General features: G+C 68.6%; 18 protein-coding genes and 1 pseudogene. 11 read left to right on the top strand and 8 right to left on the bottom strand.

What is annotated here, in order from left to right; genetic code table 11:
* The first annotated feature begins 482 nt into the window (after positions 1-482).
* Genes DMX10_RS26575 through DMX10_RS26555 form a run of 5 tightly spaced genes read left to right on the top strand, consistent with a single transcriptional unit; the run spans position 483 to position 3871 of the window.
* Positions 483-1628: an amine dehydrogenase large subunit gene (locus DMX10_RS26575; protein ID WP_111263914.1), complete on the top strand. Its 1146-nt coding sequence runs from the start codon at positions 483-485 to the stop codon at positions 1626-1628.
* A 9-nt stretch (positions 1629-1637) separates the two neighbouring features.
* Positions 1638-2177, top strand: a complete 540-nt coding sequence (locus tag DMX10_RS26570; RefSeq protein ID WP_111263913.1) for a MauE/DoxX family redox-associated membrane protein — start codon at positions 1638-1640, stop codon at positions 2175-2177.
* Between the two features lie 3 nt (positions 2178-2180).
* Positions 2181-2798, top strand: coding sequence for a methylamine dehydrogenase accessory protein MauD (gene mauD, locus DMX10_RS26565; protein WP_111263912.1), 618 nt, complete (start codon positions 2181-2183; stop codon positions 2796-2798).
* Between the two features lie 15 nt (positions 2799-2813).
* On the top strand, positions 2814-3335 hold the full coding sequence (locus DMX10_RS26560; RefSeq protein ID WP_021217250.1) for a methylamine dehydrogenase light chain: 522 nt from the start codon (positions 2814-2816) through the stop codon (positions 3333-3335).
* Between the two features lie 14 nt (positions 3336-3349).
* A complete protein-coding gene (locus DMX10_RS26555; RefSeq protein WP_111263911.1) occupies positions 3350-3871 on the top strand; it encodes a cytochrome C in 522 nt (173 codons plus the stop codon).
* Between the two features lie 635 nt (positions 3872-4506).
* Here the strand turns inward: DMX10_RS26555 and DMX10_RS26550 are convergent.
* From DMX10_RS26550 to DMX10_RS26525, 6 genes are all read right to left on the bottom strand, one after another.
* Positions 4507-5106 (bottom strand): LysE family translocator, encoded by a 600-nt coding sequence (locus DMX10_RS26550; protein WP_111263910.1) that lies wholly within the window; start codon positions 5104-5106, stop codon positions 4507-4509.
* 94 nt (positions 5107-5200) lie between these two features.
* Complete coding sequence (locus DMX10_RS26545; protein WP_111263909.1) at positions 5201-6037, bottom strand: AraC family transcriptional regulator; 837 nt, start codon at positions 6035-6037, stop codon at positions 5201-5203.
* Between the two features lie 125 nt (positions 6038-6162).
* Entirely contained in the window at positions 6163-6780 is a 618-nt protein-coding gene (gene ycaC, locus DMX10_RS26540; RefSeq protein WP_111263908.1) for an isochorismate family cysteine hydrolase YcaC, read from the bottom strand.
* A gap of 70 nt (positions 6781-6850) precedes the next feature.
* Positions 6851-8689, bottom strand: coding sequence for an amidohydrolase (locus tag DMX10_RS26535; RefSeq protein WP_111263916.1), 1839 nt, complete (start codon positions 8687-8689; stop codon positions 6851-6853).
* Positions 8690-8842: 153 nt separating this feature from the next.
* A complete protein-coding gene (locus DMX10_RS26530; RefSeq protein WP_111263907.1) occupies positions 8843-9409 on the bottom strand; it encodes an antibiotic biosynthesis monooxygenase in 567 nt (188 codons plus the stop codon).
* Between the two features lie 49 nt (positions 9410-9458).
* Positions 9459-9896 carry a DoxX family protein gene (locus tag DMX10_RS26525; RefSeq protein WP_111263906.1) on the bottom strand — a complete coding sequence of 146 codons (438 nt, stop codon included), beginning with the start codon at positions 9894-9896 and terminating at the stop codon, positions 9459-9461.
* Positions 9897-10132: 236 nt separating this feature from the next.
* Here DMX10_RS26525 and DMX10_RS26520 point away from each other — a divergent pair, with 236 nt between their 5' ends.
* From DMX10_RS26520 to DMX10_RS33770, 4 genes and pseudogenes are all read left to right on the top strand, one after another.
* Positions 10133-11554, top strand: a complete 1422-nt coding sequence (locus DMX10_RS26520) for a mechanosensitive ion channel domain-containing protein (RefSeq protein WP_111263915.1) — start codon at positions 10133-10135, stop codon at positions 11552-11554.
* 461 nt (positions 11555-12015) lie between these two features.
* Entirely contained in the window at positions 12016-13140 is a 1125-nt protein-coding gene (gene ald, locus DMX10_RS26515) for an alanine dehydrogenase (RefSeq protein WP_111263905.1), read from the top strand.
* A gap of 436 nt (positions 13141-13576) precedes the next feature.
* Positions 13577-14611: pseudogene (locus DMX10_RS33775) on the top strand (cache domain-containing protein); the annotation flags it as partial.
* Positions 14612-14704: 93 nt separating this feature from the next.
* Positions 14705-15469 (top strand): methyl-accepting chemotaxis protein, encoded by a 765-nt coding sequence (locus DMX10_RS33770; protein WP_371921731.1) that lies wholly within the window; start codon positions 14705-14707, stop codon positions 15467-15469.
* 526 nt (positions 15470-15995) lie between these two features.
* Here the strand turns inward: DMX10_RS33770 and DMX10_RS26505 are convergent.
* Positions 15996-16349, bottom strand: coding sequence for a helix-turn-helix domain-containing protein (locus DMX10_RS26505; RefSeq protein ID WP_111263903.1), 354 nt, complete (start codon positions 16347-16349; stop codon positions 15996-15998).
* Positions 16350-16656: 307 nt separating this feature from the next.
* Positions 16657-17541: a LysR family transcriptional regulator gene (locus tag DMX10_RS26500; RefSeq protein WP_111263902.1), complete on the bottom strand. Its 885-nt coding sequence runs from the start codon at positions 17539-17541 to the stop codon at positions 16657-16659.
* A 100-nt stretch (positions 17542-17641) separates the two neighbouring features.
* On the opposite strand from DMX10_RS26500, the gene DMX10_RS26495 reads away from it, so the two are divergent.
* Entirely contained in the window at positions 17642-18628 is a 987-nt protein-coding gene (locus DMX10_RS26495) for a cyclase family protein (protein WP_111263901.1), read from the top strand.
* A gap of 128 nt (positions 18629-18756) precedes the next feature.
* Positions 18757-19602, top strand: a complete 846-nt coding sequence (locus DMX10_RS26490) for an EamA family transporter (RefSeq protein WP_111263900.1) — start codon at positions 18757-18759, stop codon at positions 19600-19602.
* Positions 19603-19606 lie beyond the last annotated feature (4 nt).

The raw sequence follows: 19606 nt of genomic DNA, 5'->3' as shown, positions 1-19606 counted from the left end.
CATCTGACCGGCAGCGCCGCGCCCCCTGGGTTGAGTGGTTCCCCGCGTGCGCGAGGATGACGAGGGGGCACACACCATCCCTCTACACCGTCACCCCCGCGCACGCGGGGGCCCACTGAACAACATCCCGCCCCCACCCGTGTGAGCGCATTCATTCGCGATTCGGCGCACCAGGCAACGCCGTGCCCCCTGGCTTGAGTGGTTCCCCGCGTTCGCGAGGATGACGGTGCGGCACACGCTATCGCCACACATCGTCACCCCCGCGCACGCGGGGGCCCACTGGACAACCGGCACTACACTCTCACCTGCCCGCTGCACCTTTACGCAAGCCCCTGGCACGCCGGCACAACGGCTGGCACAGGCAGACAACGGGTTGGCAGACAGAGCAATTTCCCTGGCACAGCCACAAGGCAGACTGGTACTGCAGAAATCTGCCAACGTACCCGCGATCCGCCAGACCAATAATTCAGGGAGCCCCCCTAATGCGAATAAACAGGATCCTCGTCCATTCAGCGCTGAGCCTAGGCCTTGCGCTGGCGGGGCTGAACGCCCATGCGGACCTTCCCGCCGACACCATCGGCCAGGTGACCTTGCCCTTCCCGCCCGAACCGCACCGCGCCTACATCGTCGACGTCGAGTTCGAGAACTTCGTCGCCGGCCGCGTGACGGTGGTGGACCCGGAGAAGAAGAAGATGCTCGGCATGGTCAGCACCGGCTTCGCCGCGCCCTCGACCCTGAGCCGTGACGGCAAGCGCCTGTACACCGCCGACCTGTTCTATTCGCGCGGCACCCGGGGCACCCGCACCGACGTGCTGACCGCCTGGGACACCTCCACCCTGTCGCCGTCCTGGGAAGTGCTGATACCCACCAAGCGCGCCGAGATGCTGACCCAGCGCTACTCCCTGGGCACCAGCAGCGATGACCGCTTCGTCTACGTCTACAACTTCACCCCGTCCACCTCGGTGACCGTGGTCGACACCCAGGCCAAGGCGGTGACCGCCGAGATCGCCATCCCCGGCTGCGTGCTCAACTACCCGGTGGGCAAGCGCGCCTTCGCCTCGCTGTGCGGCGACGGCAAGCTGCAGGTGATCAAGCTCGACGAGAGCGGCAAGGAAGCCTCGCGCACGCAGACGCCGTTCTTCGACCCCAACGCCGAGAAGCTGGTGGAGCGCGGCATCGCCGTGGGCGACCGCTACTACTTCACCACCACCGAGGGCGAGGTGCGTGGCGTGGACTTCTCCGGCGACACGCCGAAGATGCTCGAACCCTGGTCGCTGACCACTGACGCCGAGCGCAAGGCCGGCTGGGCACCGGGCGGCTGGCAGCTGCTGGCCGTGGCACCCAGGCTCAACCGCCTGTACGTGCTGATGCACGACGCCCACGAGCCGATGAAATGGGAAGACCCGAGCCCCTTCGTCTGGGTCTACGACCTGAAGACCGGCAAGAAGGTCGCCACCCTGGAAGCGCCCAACCCGATCTGGAGCCTGGCCGCCACCAACGACGACAAGCCGCTGCTGCTGGGCACCAACATCACCGGCGGCCTGGAGGTCTTCGACCTGGCCAGCGGCAAGCACACCGGCACCATGGAAAAGATCGCCAAGACGCCGATCCAGATCCTCAGCCACTAGGAGGTCCGCATGTACAGCGACCCGATCTTCGTCATCGCCAGCGCCCTCGCCGTCGCGGTGATCCTGGCCAGCGCCGCGACCCACAAGTTGCGTGCGCCGGCCCGGTTCCGCGACCAGGTGGAGGCCTACCAGCTGCTGCCGAAGGTGCTGCTCAAGCCCTTCGCCCGGCTGCTGCCGCTGCTGGAGGTGGCCCTGGCCTTCGCCCTGCTGGTGCCCGCCAGCCGCGCCGTCGCCGCCCTCGGTGCGGCCCTGCTGCTGGCCGCCTACGCCGGCGCCATCGGCCTGAACCTGTGGCGCGGCCGTCGCGACATCGATTGCGGCTGCTCCGGCCCGGACCAGTCCCAGCCCATCCGCCCGCAGTTGCTGCTGCGCAACGCGGTGCTGGTGGCCCTGGCGCTGGTCGCCACCCTCACCCCCGGCGCCCGTGAACTGGGCGCCTTCGACGGCTTCGTGGTGATCGCTGCGGCCGCCGTCGCCCTGCTCATCTATGCCGCGGCCGATGGCCTGCTGGCCAACAGCCCCCGTCTGCTCAAACTCATTGGAAGGTGAAATATGGAAGGCCTGATCGTTTCCAACATCCTGCTCTGGTGCCTGCTGCTCGCCCTGGCCTTCGCCGTGATGGGCCTGGTGCGCCAGATCGGCGTGCTCCACGCACGCCTGGCCCCGGCCGGCGCGCTGATGATGGACAAGGGCGTCGCCGTCGGTGACCCCGCGCCCAAGGTGACCGCCGCCGACCGCAACGGCCGCCCGGTGAACTTCGGCTATGCCGGCGAGAAGGCGCAGTTGCTGTTCTTCCTCTCGCCCACCTGCCCCATCTGCAAATCCCTGCTGCCGGCCATCCGCTCCATCGCCAGGGAACAGGCCGACCGCCTGGAAGTGGTCTACGTCAGCGACGGCGACATGGACGCCCAGGCCGCGCTGATCCGCGAGCACAAGCTGGAAGACGTCACCTACGTGGTCGGCCCGGAAGTGGGCATGACCTACCAGATCGGCAAGCTCCCCTACGCCGCACTGATCGACAAGGCCGGCACCCTGCGTGCCAAGGGCCTGGTCAATTCCCGCGAGCACCTGGACAGCCTGTTCGAGACCGAACACCTGGGCAGCGCGACCCTGCAGCAGTACCTGCACGGCGGCCATTCCCATGGCCACTCGCACTCCGCACAACAATAAGGAAGGGAGACTTCCATGAAACTGCTCGACCTCCTGTTCGAACGCTCCGCCCGGCACGTCGCCGACACCACCTCGCGGCGCAAGCTGCTGGCCCGCTTCGGCTCGCTGATGGTGGCCGGCGCCGCACTGCCGGTGCTGCTGCCCATCGACCGCACCGCCAAGGCCCTGGCCGCCGAAGCGCCCCAGGCCGGCGACCCGGGCGACCCGACCAGCTGCGACTACTGGCGCTACTGCTCCATCGACGGCTTCCTCTGCAGTTGCTGCGGCGGCACCGTCACCTCCTGCCCGCCGGGCACCGAGGTGTCCCAGGTGACCTGGATCGGCACCTGCCGCAACCCGGCGGACGGCAAGGACTACATCATTTCCTACAACGACTGCTGCGGTAAGCACAGCTGCGCCCAGTGCGCCTGTACCCGCAACGACAGCGAGGAGCCGGCCTACCGCCCCTTCAACAACAACGACGTGAACTGGTGCCTGGCCGCCAAGTCGCACATCTACCACTGCACCATCTCGGTGATCCGCGGCGTGGCGATATGAACGGAGGGGTTGTCATGCGAGCACTGTTCGTCGCCGCGCTGGCCTGCGCCATGGCAGCCCCGCCGGCGTTCGCCCGGGCGATCCCCGACCCGCACCAGCGGGCCGCGCCCGGCAACGAGGCACAGCAGAAGCCGATCGCCCAGGCGGGCTACAGCACGCCGGTGAACTACCAGCTGCAATGCGCCGGCTGCCACCTGGGTGACGGCACCGGTTCGAAAGCCAACGACACGCCACGGATGAAGGACTTCGTCGGCAACTTCCTCAAGGTCGAGGGCGGTCGCGAGTTCCTCGTGCGCGTGCCGGGCATGTCCCAGTCCGCGCTCAACGACGCGCAACTGGCCGACCTGCTCAACTGGCTGATGCGCGAGGACGGCATGGCCGGCAAGAGCATGCCCGCGCGCTACGTGCCCTACAGCGCCGAGGAAGTCGCCCGCCTGCGCAAGGTGAACATGCTCAACCTGCCCGGCACCCGCGCCGAGCTGATCGCGCGGATGCGCCAGCAGGGCATCCCCATCGAGGACGGCATGGACTACTGAGCGCCCCGCCCCTTTCAAGCCCGCCTTCATGGCGGGCTTTTTATTGGGCTGCGGCGGCCCATTGTGGGAGCCGATGGAGTGCCGGCTCACTCGCAGCAAGGTGCCGGCGGGGAGTCTTTCGCGGCTGAAGCCGCTCCCACAGGGAAAGCCCGCAGCGAGGCCGGACATCGCTGTGTTGGGCCTCGCTGCGCTCGGCGCCAACCTACATGCCCTGCCTGATCGATGGAGCTGATCGGGATGTAGGGTGGATGGCGCTCTTTCATCCACCAGGCGATGTCACCGGGGAATACGGTGCGGGGGCTGGGCGAATGAATCGGCTCTGTCTGCGTTAGCTGTTGTGGTTGTAATGCAAGCGCTCAAGCACGGCTCTTTCCGGGCACCGAAGTATTTCTGCCACCTCCACCGCATGGGTTTCGCTTCGCTCTACACCATCCTACGAAAGCCTGTGCGCACCACGTGGCGATGCGCTGGACGAAGAAAGTTGGAGTGGCGGTGGCACGAACCCTTGGGCGCCCGGAAAGGGTCGTGCTTGAGCGCTTGCATTAAAGTCACAACACTTAACGCAGACAGAGCCAATGAATTCGCCCCTACAGCTGCCGTGTGGGGCATCGTGCCGGCGTACCCGACAGGGCGGGCTAGACCACCAGGCTGAGCCAGGCGGAGGCCAGGAGCAGCAATGCCATTGCCTGGTTGAAGCGCTTCTGCGCGGCGGCGCTGCGCCACAGGCGGGCGCTGCCGAAGCCGAGCAGCGCCCAGGCGCCCATGCAGGGGATGGAGACCAGCAGGAAGACCAGGGACAGCGTGACCACCCGCGCGGCCTTGTCGGCGCCCTCCCCGGCGAATACGCCGACCACCGCCAGGGCCATCATCCACACCTTGGGGTTGACCAGCTGCAGGCCGATGGCGCCGCCCAGGCCCAGGCGCGTGCCGGGCTCGGCGGGGTCGTCCAGCGAACGCGCCTCGCTGCGCAAGATCTGCCAGGCCAGCCAGCTCAGCCAGGCGATGCCGGCCCAGGCCATGGCCCGTTGCAGCATGGGGTGGCGGGCCAGCACCTCGCCCAGGCCCAGCCCCACCAGCAGCACGATGGCCGCTGCAGCGCAGCAGGCGCCGAGGACGATGGGCAGCGCCGCGCCCAGGCCGAAGCGCGAGGCATTGCTGAGCACCAGGATATTGGTGGGCCCGGGGGTGATGGAGGCGACGAAGGCGAACAGCAGGAAAGGCAGCAGCTGTTCCATGGTCAGCCCCCGCAACGAGGGTGAAGCGAGAGGGAACGGGGCATCGGTGAGGGCTCCTGTGAAGACGAGCCCCATGTTCGCCGCCGCGCCCGGCTCAGTCTGGAAGCTTTGAGCAGCGCTTGCGGTAGTCCGCCGGGGTCAGCCGGTAGGCGCGGCGGAACCAGCGCCCGAGGTGGCTCTGGTCGGCGAAGCCGAGGGCGCTGGCGACCTGCGCCGGCGTGTCGCCCCGGGCCAGCAGGGTGCGGGCGCGGGCCAGGCGCAGCTGGATCAGGTAGGCGTGGGGCGCCAGGCCGAAGGCGGCCTTGAAGGCACGGGTGAGGCGGAAGCGGTCGACACCGGTGATGCGGGCCAGGTCGTCCAGGCCGATCTCCTCGTCCAGGTGCGCGTGCAGGTAGTCCCGTGCACGCAGCGCCACCCGGGGCAGGCGCGGGTCCTGTGGCTGGCACAGGCGCCAGTGCAGGTGCCCGGTCATCTTCGCCAGCAGGTTGTCGATGGCGGCCTGGCGCAGCATGCGCACCTCGTTGCCGTGCAGGGCGTGGAAGGCCTGCAGGGTGGCATGCGCCAGGGTCGGGTCGTGGGCCAGGGTGTCGGCGAAGCTCGGCTGGCAGCCGGCCGGGGCGTCCTCGAACAGCGCGTGCATCTCGCGCTCGATCCAGTGCGGGTCGAGGTAGAGCGTGGAATAGGTGAAGCCTTCCTCGGTGGGCGCGTGGCCGTCATGGATCTCGCCCGGCTCGAGCAGGAACACCTGCCCCGGGGTGCTGACGTTGCGCCGGCGCCGGCAGTTGAACTGCTGCACACCCTGTTCGGTGACGCCCACCAGGTAGCTGTCGTGCCAGTGCGGGTCGTAGGCGTGGCCCTGGAAATGGGCGCGGATGGTCTCGATGCCCGTGTCACCGTCCTGCGCGAGATCGATCCAGTTGCGATTTTCCAAGGGGCTCTCCAGGGGCCAGGGTGCAAGCCTGCACCGGGCGCGGTTGGAAGGCCATTATCGGTCGTCGGAAAAACGCGTCTGGAAGATTCGTGCAGCAAACGGCCCCTTGCGGGGCCGTCGGCGGATCAGGGCTTCTGGCTGTAGCTCTGGATCAGGTTGGCGTAGGCCGGCAGGTGGCCCCCGAGGATGCCGCCGAAGCCCTCGATGTCGTTGCGCCAGTCACGGTGCAGCTCGCAGCCGACGCTGAACCAGTTCATCAGCTGGGCGCCAGCCTGGCTCATGCGATCGAGGGCGGCGTCGCGCACCACCGGATTGAAGGTGCCGGAGGCGTCGGTGACGACGAACACCTCGAAGCCCTCCTCCAGGGCCGACAGGGTCGGGAACGCCACGCAGACGTCGGTCACCACGCCAGCGATGATCAGCTGCTTGCGGCCGGTGGCCTTCACTGCGTCGACGAAATCGGCGTTGTCCCAGGCGTTGATCTGGCCCGGGCGCGGGATGTAGGGCGCATCCGGGAACAGGGCCTTGAGCTCCGGCACGATGGGGCCGTTGGGGCCGTTCTCGAAGCTGGTGGTGAGGATGGTCGGCAGGTTGAAGAACTTGGCGATGTCGGCCAGGGCCAGCACGTTGTTCTTGAACTCGTCGGGGGTGAAGTCACGCACCAGCGACAGCAGGCCGGCCTGGTGGTCGACCAGCAGCACGGCGGCGTTGTCCTTGTCGAGGCGGTTATAGCGGTAAGCCATGGCATTTCTCCTTGCTTCGGTTGGACGCCGGCCCCGAGGGCCGGCGGGAGGTTGCAGGGGACAGTGCGGATCAGAAGGCGAAGCACGAGCAGCCGAACGCGCCCCAGAAGCCCTGGAAGTCGCTCACCGGCACGCTGGAGAGGCGCGCCCGCTCGTGGCTGTGGGCGTGCACGCCGCACGGGCCGACGCACTGGTGCACCTGCGCCACCAGCGGCGCGCTCGGGCGCCAGTGCCCGGGCACCTTGGCCACCGGCGACCAGTCCGGCAGCACCGGCACGGTCGGCGGCGCGAGGTCGTCGAACTCGGCGGCGGCGTGCACCACCTTGCCGTCCACCACCGTGAGCACGGACTCGATCCACTTGATGGCTTCTTCCTCGACGCTGAAGAAGTCCGCCGAAAGCGCCACCAAATCGGCCAGCTGGCCCACCTTGATCTGGCCCTTCTTGCCCTGCTCCGAGGAGAACCAGGCGCTGCCGTGGGTGAACAGCTCCAGCGCGGTGGCGCGGCTCAGGCCCTGCGGGTACAGCTCCAGGCCGCCGACGGTGCGGCCGCTGACCAGCCAGTAGAGCGAGGTCCAGGGGTTGTAGCTGGAGACGCGGGTGGCGTCGGTTCCGGCGCCCACGGGCACGCCCTCGGCGAGCATGCGCTGGATCGGCGGGGTCTTCTCGGCGGCCTTGGAGCCGTAGCGCTCGACGAAGTACTCGCCCTGGAAGGCCATGCGGTCCTGGATGGCGATGCCGCCGCCCAGGGCGCGCACGCGCTCGATGTTCCTCGGCGTGATGGTCTCGGCGTGGTCGAAGAACCAGGGCAGGCCGTTGAAGGGGATGTCGCGGTCGACCTTCTCGAACACGTCGAGCATGCGCGAGATGGATTCGTCGTAGGTGGCGTGCAGGCGGAAGGGCCAGCGCTGCTCCACCAGGTGGCGCACCACCGGTTCCAGTTCCTGCTCCATGGTCTGCGGCAGGTCCGGGCGCGGTTCGAGGAAGTCCTCGAAATCGGCGGCGGAGAACACCAGCATCTCGCCGGCGCCGTTGTGGCGGAGGAAGTCGTTGCCCTGGCCGTATTTCACCGAGCCGGTCCAGCGCTTGAAGTCCTCCAGCTCTTCCTTGGGCTTCTGGGTGAACAGGTTGTAGGCGATGCGCACGGTGAGCTGGTCGGCCTTGGCCAGCTGCTCGATCACCTGGTAGTCCTCCGGGTAGTTCTGGTAGCCGCCGCCGGCGTCGATCGCGCTGGTGATGCCCAGGCGGTTGAGCTCGCGCATGAACTGGCGGGTGGAGTTGACCTGGTAGTCCAGCGGCAGCTTCGGGCCCTTGCTCAGGGTCGAGTAGAGGATCATCGCGTTGGGGCGGGCCACCAGCATGCCGGTGGGCTCGCCACGGCTGTCGCGGACGATCTCGCCGCCCGGCGGGTTGGGCGTGTCCTTGGTGTAGCCGACCACTTTCAGCGCGGCGCGGTTGAGCAGCGCGCGGTCGTAGAGGTGGAGCACGAACACCGGGGTGTCCGGCGCGGCCTTGTTCAGCTCATCGAGGGTCGGCATGCGCTTCTCGGCGAACTGGAATTCGTTCCAGCCACCCACCACGCGCACCCACTGCGGCGTCGGCGTGCGGTCGGCCTGTTCCTTGAGCATGCGCAGGGCATCGGCCAGGGACGGCACGCCCTCCCAGCGCAGCTCCAGGTTGTAGTTGAGGCCGCCCCGGATGAGGTGCAGGTGCGAGTCGTTGAGGCCGGGGATGACGCTGCGCTTCTTCAGGTCGACGACGCGGGTGGCGTCGCCGCGCAGGGCCATGGCCTCGGCGTCGCTGCCGACGGCGATGAAGCGGCCGTCCCTGATGGCCACGGCCGTGGCGCTGGGGTTGTCGCGGTCCACCGTGTGCAGGCGGCCATTGAAGAGGATGAGATCGGCTTTCATGTCGGTTCCCGAAGTGGCGGCGAAAGAGGCGCCGGGCATGCCGGCGAAAGGCAGGGCGGACCAGAGCGCACCCGCCGCGCCCAGCACGGAGCTGTTGGCGAGGAAGCGGCGGCGGCCCCGGTTGGTGTCGTCGTTGTCCATGGTGTTCTCCGGTCAGCGGGCGTTGAGCCAGCCGGCGAACAGCCGGGTGGCACGGGGCATGAAGAGGTAGACGACCAGCAGCACGATGCTCGCGGTGATCACCAGGTTGCTGCCCAGGTAGCTGCCCAGCCAGGGCAGGCGGGCGAAGGCCGGCTGCCACAGCAGCGGCACCACCAGGCTCAGCGGCAGGATCACCAGGAAGGTGACGCAAGCCTGCTTCCAGCGCGGCGGCTGGGGCGCGTCCGGCGCCTGCGGGGTGAACCAGAACTCGCGCTCGTCCTGCACCTCGATGCGGTCGCCATCGGCCAGCAGCGGCTCGGCTTCGGCGATCAGGGCGCGGCGTTCGCTGGAGTCCAGCCAGTCCTGCAGCTGCCCGGTGCTGGCGAAGCGCAGCACGCAGGTGAACAGCGCGAGGCCGGCTTCGTGGCCGCGCATCACGTCGATGCCGAGGTGCCCGGGGTAGCCCCGTGCAGTGGTGATGGTGCGGCGCAACCAGGCTTCGTAGTCGGCCTCGCTACCCGCGCGGATACGGTGGCGTACCAGCAGGGTGACGACTTCCCGCGTGAGTTCATCGGGCATGTCCAGCTCCTGTCGAGGGGTTGAGCGCCGGCAGCCGGCGCCGGAGAAATCAGCGTAGCAGTGCCGTTGCGCCCTGCCCGCCGAGGCGCGGCAGGGGCCAGGCGAGCGCGCCCGGGCCACTGATCAGGAGGGTGGTGAAGACGATCAGCAGCAGCCAGGCGAACTGGCCTTCGGCGATGGACCAGCCCGGGTGCACGACGACGAGCGAGACCAGCAGCACGACCAGGATCGGCACGCAGGCCAGGCGGGTCAGGGTGCCGCAGAGGATCGCCAGCGGGCAGGCCACTTCGGCGAAGATCGCCAGCAGCAGCGTCGGCAGCGCGCCCAGGTGCAGCGGGTCCTCGATCAGCCTCAGTTCCTGGCTGAAGCCCAGCAGCTTGGGCAGGCCGTGCACCCAGAGCAGCAGCAGCGCGCCGCTGGCACGCAGGAACAGCAGGCCCCAGTCACTCGGCCCAGCCGGCGGCAGTGTCGTGGCGGCGTTCGCCATGGTGTCGCTCCGGTCGGTTGGATTGGCGGCCATGGTGCCGCGCCAGGCCGGGAACGACTTGTATGGATGTGCTGGCTTGGTCCCGATGTGCCCTCGCGGTGGCCATCCTGGCGACCGGGCCGCGTTCGGGGGCTGGCGAACGCCGCGCACTGGGCCAGAATGGCATCGCCCCCTTGCGCCACGCGCGAGCCGGCGAGATGCTGCGCGCCCCCGCCACCACCCGAGGCCCACTCCGAATGCCCGACATGCTGCAGAACTACCCGCTGATCTTCGGCATCGCCCTGGTGCTGGCCGACCTGATCGCCTGGCGCCTGCTGCCGGCCAACCCGGCGGCGTGGCGGGTCCTGGCGCGACTCGGGCTGTTCCTCGCCTACAGCGCGCTGATCATCAACGCGGGGCTCAGCCCGCTGCTGCCGCCGCCCGGCGCCGACACGGCCCAGGCACTGACCGGCACGCTGCTGGAGATCGTCTGGTGGCTTTACTGCGCGCGCACCCTGACCGTGGTGCTGGGCCTGCTGCTGATCTCCCGCAGCGGCCACACCGGGCGCCTGCTGCAGGACGTGATGGGCGCGGTGATCTTCCTCGTCGCCATCGTCGCCGCCGCCGGCTACGTGATGCAGCTGCCGGTCAAGGGCCTGCTGGCCACCTCCGGCGCCATGGCGATCATCGTCGGCCTGGCGTTGCAGAGCACCCTGGCGGACGTGTTCTCCGGGATCATCCTCAACACCACCAAGCCCTATCAGCTGGATGACTGGATCTCCATCGACGGCACCGAGGGCAAGGTCATCGAGATCGACTGGCGCGCCACCCACCTGCTCACCAGCCAGGGCAGCACGGCGGTGATCCCCAACTCGGTGGCGGCCAAGGCGAAGATCCTCAACAGCAGCCGCCCCAACGATGCCCACGGGGTCTCCATCAGCCTGGAGGTGCCCGCCAGCGTGCGCCCGCGCCGGGTGCTGGACGCCCTGGAGAAGACCCTGCAGGGCTGCAGCGCCCTGCTCGCCGCCCCCGCGCCCAAGGTGGCGATCAAGAGCGCCGGCGCCTCGGTCAATGTCTACGAGGCGAGCGGCTTCGTCGGACCGAAGACCAGCAAGGTGGAGGTGCGCAACCTGATGTTCGACCTCGCCCATCGCCACCTGGAGGCCAGCGGCGTGGTGTGGAAGGCCGATGCCCTGCCCCAGCCGCGCCAGCGCCTGCTGCTGGACGAGGTGAAGATCTTCCGTGCCCTGGGCAACGAGGAGAAGGACCTGATCGCCCAGGCCATGGATGCCCGCGACTACCTGGCCGGCCAGGTGGTGCTGGATGCCGGCGAGGTGGCCGGGCACCTGCTGGTGATCGGCACCGGGGTGATCTCGGCGGCGGTGCCCGACGGCGACGCCTGGGTCGAGGCCGGGCGCATGGGCCCCGGCGAGATCATGGGCGAGGAAGGCATCATCGACGACGCCCCTTCCAGCGCCCGCTTCACCGCCCTCACCTCCTGCCGCCTGTACCGCATCGAGCGCGACAACATCCGCGCCTGCCTGGAACAGCGCAGCGAAATCCGCACCGCCTTAAACCGCCTGCACACCTTCCGCGAACAGGCCAGCCACTCCCTGCTGCTGCAGAAGCCCACCGCCATCCGCAAGGGCGGCTTCCTGCAGTGGTTGCAAAAGCGCTGACGCAAGCCGCCTCGTAGGATGGGTAGAGCGCAGCGAAACCCATGCTGACGGAGCGCCGAGACTCCCGGACTACCCGCGCGCCGTGCCCTCCCACAGGGCACGTGCCCATGCCCAGCGCGCAAGGCGATGGGTTTCGCGTTGCTCTACCCATCCTACGAAGTGCTGCAGAAGCCCACCGCCATCCGCAAGGGCGGCTTCCTGCAGTGGTTGCAAAAGCGCTGACGCAAGCCCGCCTCGTAGGATGGGTAGAGCGCAGCGAAACCCATGCTGACGGAGCACCGAGACTCCCCGGACTACCCGCGCGCCGTGCCCTCCCACAGGGCACATGCCCATGCCCATGCCCAGCGCGCAAGGCGATGGGTTTCGCGTTGCGCTACCCATCCTACGAATTAGCCACTCGCTCACCCTGAGCTTTTCTACACTCCAGACAGGAACCCTTCCCGACTGGAGAGGAGACGACCATGCGCATAGGCGTGCCCAAGGAGATCAAGAACCACGAGTACCGCGTGGGCCTGACGCCGCAGTCCGTCGCGGAACTGCACCGGCTGGGCCATGAGGTCTGGATCGAGACCCACGCCGGCGCCGGCATCGGGTTCAGCGACACCGACTACCTGGAAGCCGGCGGGCATATCGCCGCCAGTGCCGACGAACTCTTCTACACCGCCCAACTGCTGGTGAAGGTCAAGGAACCGCTGGCCACCGAACGCTCGCGCCTGCGCCCCGACCAGACGCTGTTCACCTACCTGCACCTGGCCCCCGACCGGCCGCAGACCGAAGAGCTGATGGCCTCCGGCGCCACCTGCATCGCCTACGAGACGGTCACCGACAACCTCGGCCGCCTGCCCCTGCTGGCCCCGATGTCGGAGGTGGCCGGGCGCATGTCCATCCAGGCCGGCGCCAGTTGCCTGGAGAAGGCCCGGGGTGGGCGCGGCGTGCTGCTCGGCGGCGTACCGGGCGTGGCCCCGGGCAAGGTGGTGGTGCTCGGTGCCGGGGTGGTCGGCAGCCACGCGGTGGCCATGGCCGTCGGCCTGGGCGCCGACGTCACCGTGCTGGACCGCAACGTCGATGCCCTGCGCCGCCTGGACACCCTCTACGGCAACCGCATCACCACCCTCTGCTCCACCCATGCGGCCCTGCGCGAGCAGGTGCTGGCCGCCGACCTGGTGATCGGCGGCGTGCTGGTCCCCGGCGCCGCCGCACCCAAGCTGATCACCGCCGAGATGGTGGCGCTGATGGCCGAGGGCGCGGTGCTGGTGGATGTCGCCATCGACCAGGGCGGCTGCGCCGAAACCTCCCATGCCACCACCCACGCGGCGCCCACCTACAAGGTCGACGGCGTGGTGCACTACTGCGTGGCCAACATGCCCGGCGCCGTGGCGCGCACCGCGACCCTGGCGCTGAACAACGCCACCCTGCCCTTCGTCATCGCCCTGGCCAACAAGGGGACGCGCAAGGCCCTGGCGGACGACGCGCACCTGCGCAACGGCCTCAACGTCGCCCGTGGCCGCCTGGCCAACGGGGGTGTCGCCGACGCCCACAACCTGCCCTGGACCGCGCCGGCGGAGCTGGTGAAGGAGCTGCCCTAGGCGTCGGACTGCCCCTGCCTTCGCGGTGTGAGCGCGTTGGGCCGGGGTATCACCCGGTTGCACCCGCTCGTCCGTCTCATGCTGCAAAAGTGACCGAGGGGGATTCACCAGTCACAGCCAAAATGCCATCATGCGCGCCGCCCGGCGCCGGGCTTCCCGCGCCGGCACGTTCGGCGATGGAATGCCCACAGATACGAAGGCCCGCAACCCGGCCTCATGCCCCACGGCGCCAACGCGCCCGGGCTCTTCTCCGCGTCCTGCGGAACCCCCACAGCGTCCAGCCAAGGCCCGCTTCGTGCGTCGGCCCGGCCCTGGCTGTGTTCGCGGCCAGACGGCGACCCCGTACTCCGCGCTGTAACGACTATCCCGCAGCCTGGCAAAACCCGGCTGTCGAATAACAGGCACACCCGCTGCCAGAACACGTGGATACCTTGCGATGCCCAACAACCTGAAATTCAGCCACAAGATCCTCCTGGCAGCGTCGCTGGTGATGATCACCGCCTTCGCCTGCTTCGTGCTGTTCAACGACTATCGCCAGCGCCAGACCCTGCGCACCGACGTGCACAACTCGCTGCAGGACCTCGGCGCGCTGACCACCAGCAACATCAAGAACTGGCTGGAAGGCCGCATCCAGCTGCTCGAATCCCTCGGCCAGCAGGTCGCCGCCAATGGCACCGAGAAGGAGCAACTGGCCCGCTCCATCGGCCTGCCGGTGTATGGCCAGCGCTTCCAGCTCAGCTACTTCGGCGGTGAAGACGGCCTGATGTTCTCGGTGCCGGCCGGCAATCGCCCCGCCGACTACGACCCGCGCCAGCGCGGCTGGTACAAGGCCGCCAGCGCCGCCCAGGGCACCATCCTCACCGAGCCGTACATCGCCGCCTCCTCGGGCAAGCTGGTGATCACCATCGCCACCCCGGTACGCGTCGATGGCCGCTTCGTCGGCGTCGCCGGCGCCGACATGGACCTGGAGAGCATCACCCGCCTGATCAACTCGCTGAACTTCAAGGGCAACGGCCACGCCTTCCTGGTCAGCGCCCAGGGCAAGGTGCTGCTGCACCCGCAGAACCAGTACATCCTCAAGAACCTCAGCGACCTCTACCCCGGCGCCACCCCGGCCATCCGCCCGGGCGTCTCCGAGATCGAGGTGGACGGTCGCACCCAGTTCATCTCCTTCACCCCCATCGAGGGCGTGCCGTCCACCGACTGGTACATCGCCCTGGTGCTGGATCAGGACGCCGCCTTCTCCATGCTGGGCGAGTTCCGCACCTCGGCCATCATCGCCACCCTCATCGCCGTGGTCGTCACCTTCTTCCTGCTGGGCATGCTGATCCGCGTGCTGATGCAGCCGCTGCGGGTGATGGGCCGCGCCATGGGCGACATCGCCGAGGGCGAAGGCGACCTGACCCGCCGCCTGGAGGTGCACTCCCAGGACGAATTCGGCGAGCTGGCCCAGGCCTTCAACCGCTTCGTCTCGCGCATCCACGCGTCGATCCGCGAGGTGTCCTCGGCCACCATCCAGGTCAACGAAGTGGCCAAGCTGGTGGTCAACGCCTCCAATTCCTCGATGCACAACTCCGACGAACAGGCCCAGCGCACCAACAGCGTCGCCGCCGCGATCAACCAGCTGGGCGCCGCCGCCCAGGAGATCGCTCGCAACGCCGCCGACGCCTCGCACCAGGCCTCCGACGCCCGCGAACTGGCCGAGGAAGGCAAGCAGGTGGTCGGCAAGACCCTCACCGCCATGCACGAGCTGTCCACCAAGATCAGCGCCTCCAGCACCCAGATCGAGACCCTCGCCGGCAAGACGGTCGACATCGGCCAGATCCTCGACGTGATCAAGGGCATCTCCGAGCAGACCAACCTGCTGGCCCTCAACGCCGCCATCGAAGCCGCCCGCGCCGGCGAGGCCGGCCGTGGTTTCGCCGTGGTCGCCGACGAGGTGCGCAACCTCGCCCACCGCACCCAGGTGTCGGCGCAGGAGATCCACCAGATGATCGAAGAGCTGCAGGTCGGCTCCCGCGAGGCGGTCGGCACCATGACCGAGAGCCAACGCTACAGCCAGCAGAGCGTCGAGATCGCCAACCTGGCCGGCGAACGCCTCTCCAGCGTCACCCAGCGCATCGGCGAGATCGACGGCATGAACCAGTCCGTGGCCACCGCCACCGAGGAACAGACCTCCGTGGTCGAAGCCCTGAACATGGACATCACCGAGATCAACACCCTCAACCAGGAAGGCGTGGAAAACCTCCAGGCCACCCTGCGCGCCTGCGCCGACCTGGAGCAACAGGCCGAACGGCTCAAGCACCTGGTGGGCAGCTTCCGCATCTGACCGGCAGCGCCGCGCCCCCTGGGTTGAGTGGTTCCCCGCGTGCGCGAGGATGGCGAGGGGGCACACACCATCCCTCTACACCGTCACCCCCGCGCACGCGGGGGCCCACTGAACAGCATCCCGCCCCCACCCGTGGGAGCGCATTCATTCGCGATTCGGCGCACCAGGCAACGCCGTGCCCCCTGGCTTGAGTGGTTCCCCGCGTGCGCGAGGATGACGGTGCGGCACACGCTATCGCCACACATCGTCACCCCCGCGCACGCGGGGGCCCACTGAACAGCATCCCGCCCCCACCCTTAGTGGGAGCGAATTCATTCGCGATGGGAGCCGCCGGCGGTACCGTCGGTGCAGTCCTGCAACCTCGCCTGGTGGAGGTAGAAAGCGACCTCCACCCTACGCCCGGCACAGCCTCACTGAGTGATTGAAGCCCGCGTTTCCGGCAAGCGTGTCGGGCTGCACCCGACCTACGTCCGATACCCAACCCCGACCGGCGCGGCTCCGTGGGGCGGGTGAAACCCGCGTGCCGCTACTCGTCCTCCATCACCCGGGGCGGCAGGCCGATCTGCCCGCCGTGGCGCCGGCCCCAGTCATCGAGGACCCTGAGCGCATCCACCAGGGAGGCGCCCAGGGGAGTGATGCGGTATTCGACGCGGGGCGGCACCTGCTGGTAGTCGCGGCGCAGCACCAGGCCTTCCAGCTCCAGCTCGCGCAATTGCAGCACCAGCATCTTTTCGCTGATGCCGCCTACCTGCCGGCGCAGTTCGCCGAAGCGGCGCGCCTCGTCGCCGAGGCTGTAGAGGATCTGTGCCTTCCACTTGCCGCCGATGACCTTCATGGCGGCATCCAGGCCCGGGTTGCCAGGTTTTTCGAAGCGGCTCATCAGCGGCGCCCCCTGCTGCCGGGGCCCACGCGGGTTATCGAGGACATTGCCTGTCCCTCCGTAAGAGTTTTCTGAAATCGCGGCTATTGGGCAGCAACAGGCGAATGACCACCCTGACCTCAGTCAAATCGCACGCACAAAAACACCGGTACTCACCTTCAGGGTGGTGCCGGGCCGTTTTCAATGCTCGGTGCACAATGCCCGGCACACCCCCGCAGGGCGGGTGAAAGCCACTTTCGGCGATCACGCCGCCGGGCTGCACCCCACCTGCATCCAGACGATCAACGCAGCGCGCCGTGAAACGCCCTCAGCCGGCCAGCCGCTGTGCCAGAAAGTCGACGAACACCCGCACCTTCTGCTGCAAATGGCGGTTGCTGGCGTACAGGGCGTAGATGCTGCGGCGGGCCAGTGGCTGTTGCGGGAGCACCCGTTGCAGTTGGCCGCTGGCGAGGTGCGGATCGGCGATGAACGATGGCAGCGCGCCGATGCCGGCGCCGGCCAGCAGCAGGTCGCAGAGCATCAGGCTGTTGTCCACCGAGAGCCGGGTGCGCAGTTCCACGCCGCGCCCCTTGGGGCCGTCCAGGCGCCAGCCCCCGGGGTTGTCGGCCAGGCGGTAGGCGAGGCAGTCGTGGCCGCACAGGTCCTCCACTTGCTGGGGCGTGCCCCGCACCGCGAGGTAGCCGGGGGCGGCGCAGATCACCTGCTCCACCTCGCCCAGGCGCCGGGCGATGAGGCTGGAATCGGGCAGGCTGGAGCGGATGCGCAGTGACACGTCGAAGCCTTCGGAGACCGGGTCCAGCAGGTGGTCGTCCAGGGTCAGCTCAACATTCAGTTGCGGGTACAGCGCCATGAAGTCCACCAGCAGCGGCGACAGCACCTTGAGGCTGAACGACAGCGGCGCGTTGACCCGCAGGCGCCCGCTCACCTCCCCGGTGCCCAGGGCGGTGGCGTTTTCCAGGGCATCCAGCTCGTCCAGCAGGCGGCAGCACTCGGCGAAGTAGGCGCGCCCGGTGTCGGTGAGGCTCATTCGCCGGGTGGTGCGCAGCAGCAACAGGCTGCCCAGGCGCGCCTCCAGCTGGCGCACCTGCTTGCTCACCGCGGCGGTGGACTGGCCCAGGTCGACGGCGGCCTTGCTGAAGCCATCGAGTTCGACGACGCGGCGGAAGGTCCGCATGGCAACGAGCAGGTCCATATTTTCCCTTGGGTTGAATGTCTTTCAGCAGAGGCGGAGATTATCTCTTCAGGGCTGACAAATACCATCGCGGCATCCATCACCCACAAGGAATACCGCCATGCACCTGCCACGCCCCCTTTCCCGTTTCGCCGCCCTGCCCCTGCTGCTGTCCCTGGCCCAGGGCGCCCTCGCCGCCGAGGGAGTTGGCAAAAGCCCCTGGGGGCCGAAGGACGAGATCGGTCGCCTCAACCTGATCACCCCCGAGTCCCGCGCCGCCATCCTTGGCCGTCTCAGCGGCGGCAAGGCCTACGACCTGGCCGTGGAGTACTTCATCGGCATGCCCAGCTGGCAGGCAGCGGGCGACCCGCCCTACCAGATGTGGATGACCCACACGCCCCACGGCAACCTGCTGGCCGACCCGATGGGTGTCGGCGAGGCGATGAACCGCCACGTCAGCTACACCGGTTCGGCGGTGTCCATGTACGCCCACATGGGCACCCACATCGACGCGCTCAACCACTTCGGCCTGGAGGGCAAGATCTGGAACGGCTACGCCGCCGCCGACCACCTGGGCGACCGCGGCTGGAACGTGACCGGCGCGGAGAAGCTGCCGCCCATCGTCGCCCGTGGCGTGCTCATCGACATCCCAGCCGCCAAGGGCGTGGAGCTGCTGCCGGACAGCTACCGCGTCACCCGCCAGGACCTGCAGCAGGCATTGAACAAGCAGGGCGTGCGCTTGCAGAAGGGCGACGTGGTGCTGATCCGCACCGGGCGCATGCGCGACTACGAGGACGCCCAGCGCTACATGACCAACCCGCCGGGCCTGGGCCTGGACGCGGCGAAGTTCCTCGTCGAGGACGGCGGCGCCATGGTGGTGGGGGCGGACAACCTCAGCTTCGAGACCTTCCCCACCGAGGTGCCGGACAACTACATCCCCGTGCACACCTACCTGCTGGCCCAGCAGGGCGCGCCGATCATGGAGCTGGTGGACCTGGAAGGCCTGTCGCGGGACAAGGTCTACGAATTCGCCTTCATCGGCGCCTCGCTGAAATTCCGCGGCGCCGACGCCGCGCCGATCCGCCCGGTGGCGCTGCCGATCGACTGAGGCGCTTCCCGGGCTACGGAGAAGGCACGCAGGTTTCACAGCTGGGCGCGGGCTGTGTCACTATCGCGCCTCCTTCGCGGCGCCCCTCGCCGGGCGCCGCACCTCCGTCGGTACAAGGAACGTCACGCTTGGACACCTCGGTATTTCTCGTGGTGATGGCAGCGGCCGCCCTCCACGCGGGCTGGAACGCCCTGCTGAAGATCGGCCTCGACCGCCTGCTCACCGCCACCCTGATCCAGGTGGCCGCCGGCCTGGTGGCGATGCTCGCCCTGCCCTTCGTGGCCTTCCCGGTCGCGGCCGCCTGGCCCTGGATCATCCTCTCCGCCGTGCTGCACATCGGCTACAACAACTTCCTGTCCCGCGCCTACCAGTACGGCGACCTCGGCCAGGTCTACCCGGTCTCGCGGGGCAGCTCGCCGCTGATCGTGGCACTGCTCTCGGTGCTGTTCCTGCATGACGGGCTCGGCCACGCCGAGCTGCTGGGCCTGCTGACCCTGGTGATCGGCATCTGGCTGATGGCCTGGCGCGGCGGGCGCGGCAGCGCCGGGCTGAACCGGCCGATGCTGTTCTGTTCGCTGATGACGGCGGCCTTCATCGCCGGCTACACCCTGTCCGACGCGGTCGGCGCACGCAGCAATGGCGACGCGCTGTCCTACGCTGCCTGGCTGTTCGCGGTGAATGGCTGGGTGATGGCGGGGGTGATCGCGGTGCAACGCGGGCCGCGCGTGTTCCTGCAGCTCGGTCCGTACTGGAAGAGCGGCCTGGCGGGTGGCGCCATGTCGCTGCTGGCCTACAGCATCGTCATCTGGGCCATGACCAAGGCGCCGGTGGCGCTGGTCTCGGCATTGCGCGAGACCAGCGTGGTATTCGCCCTGCTCATCGGCTGGCTGGCACTGAAGGAGCCGATGCCGGCGATCCGCCTGCTGGCCTGCCTGGTGATCGCCATCGGCGTGGTGGTGATGAAGCTCGGCTAGCCGG

Origin of the sequence: Pseudomonas sp. 57B-090624, assembly GCF_003234055.1 — a bacterium.
In the GTDB taxonomy this organism is placed as follows: Bacteria; Pseudomonadota; Gammaproteobacteria; order Pseudomonadales; family Pseudomonadaceae; genus Metapseudomonas; species Metapseudomonas tohonis.
Note: the sequence above shows the minus strand (reverse complement) of the source record. Positions and strands in the feature narration are given on the sequence as shown.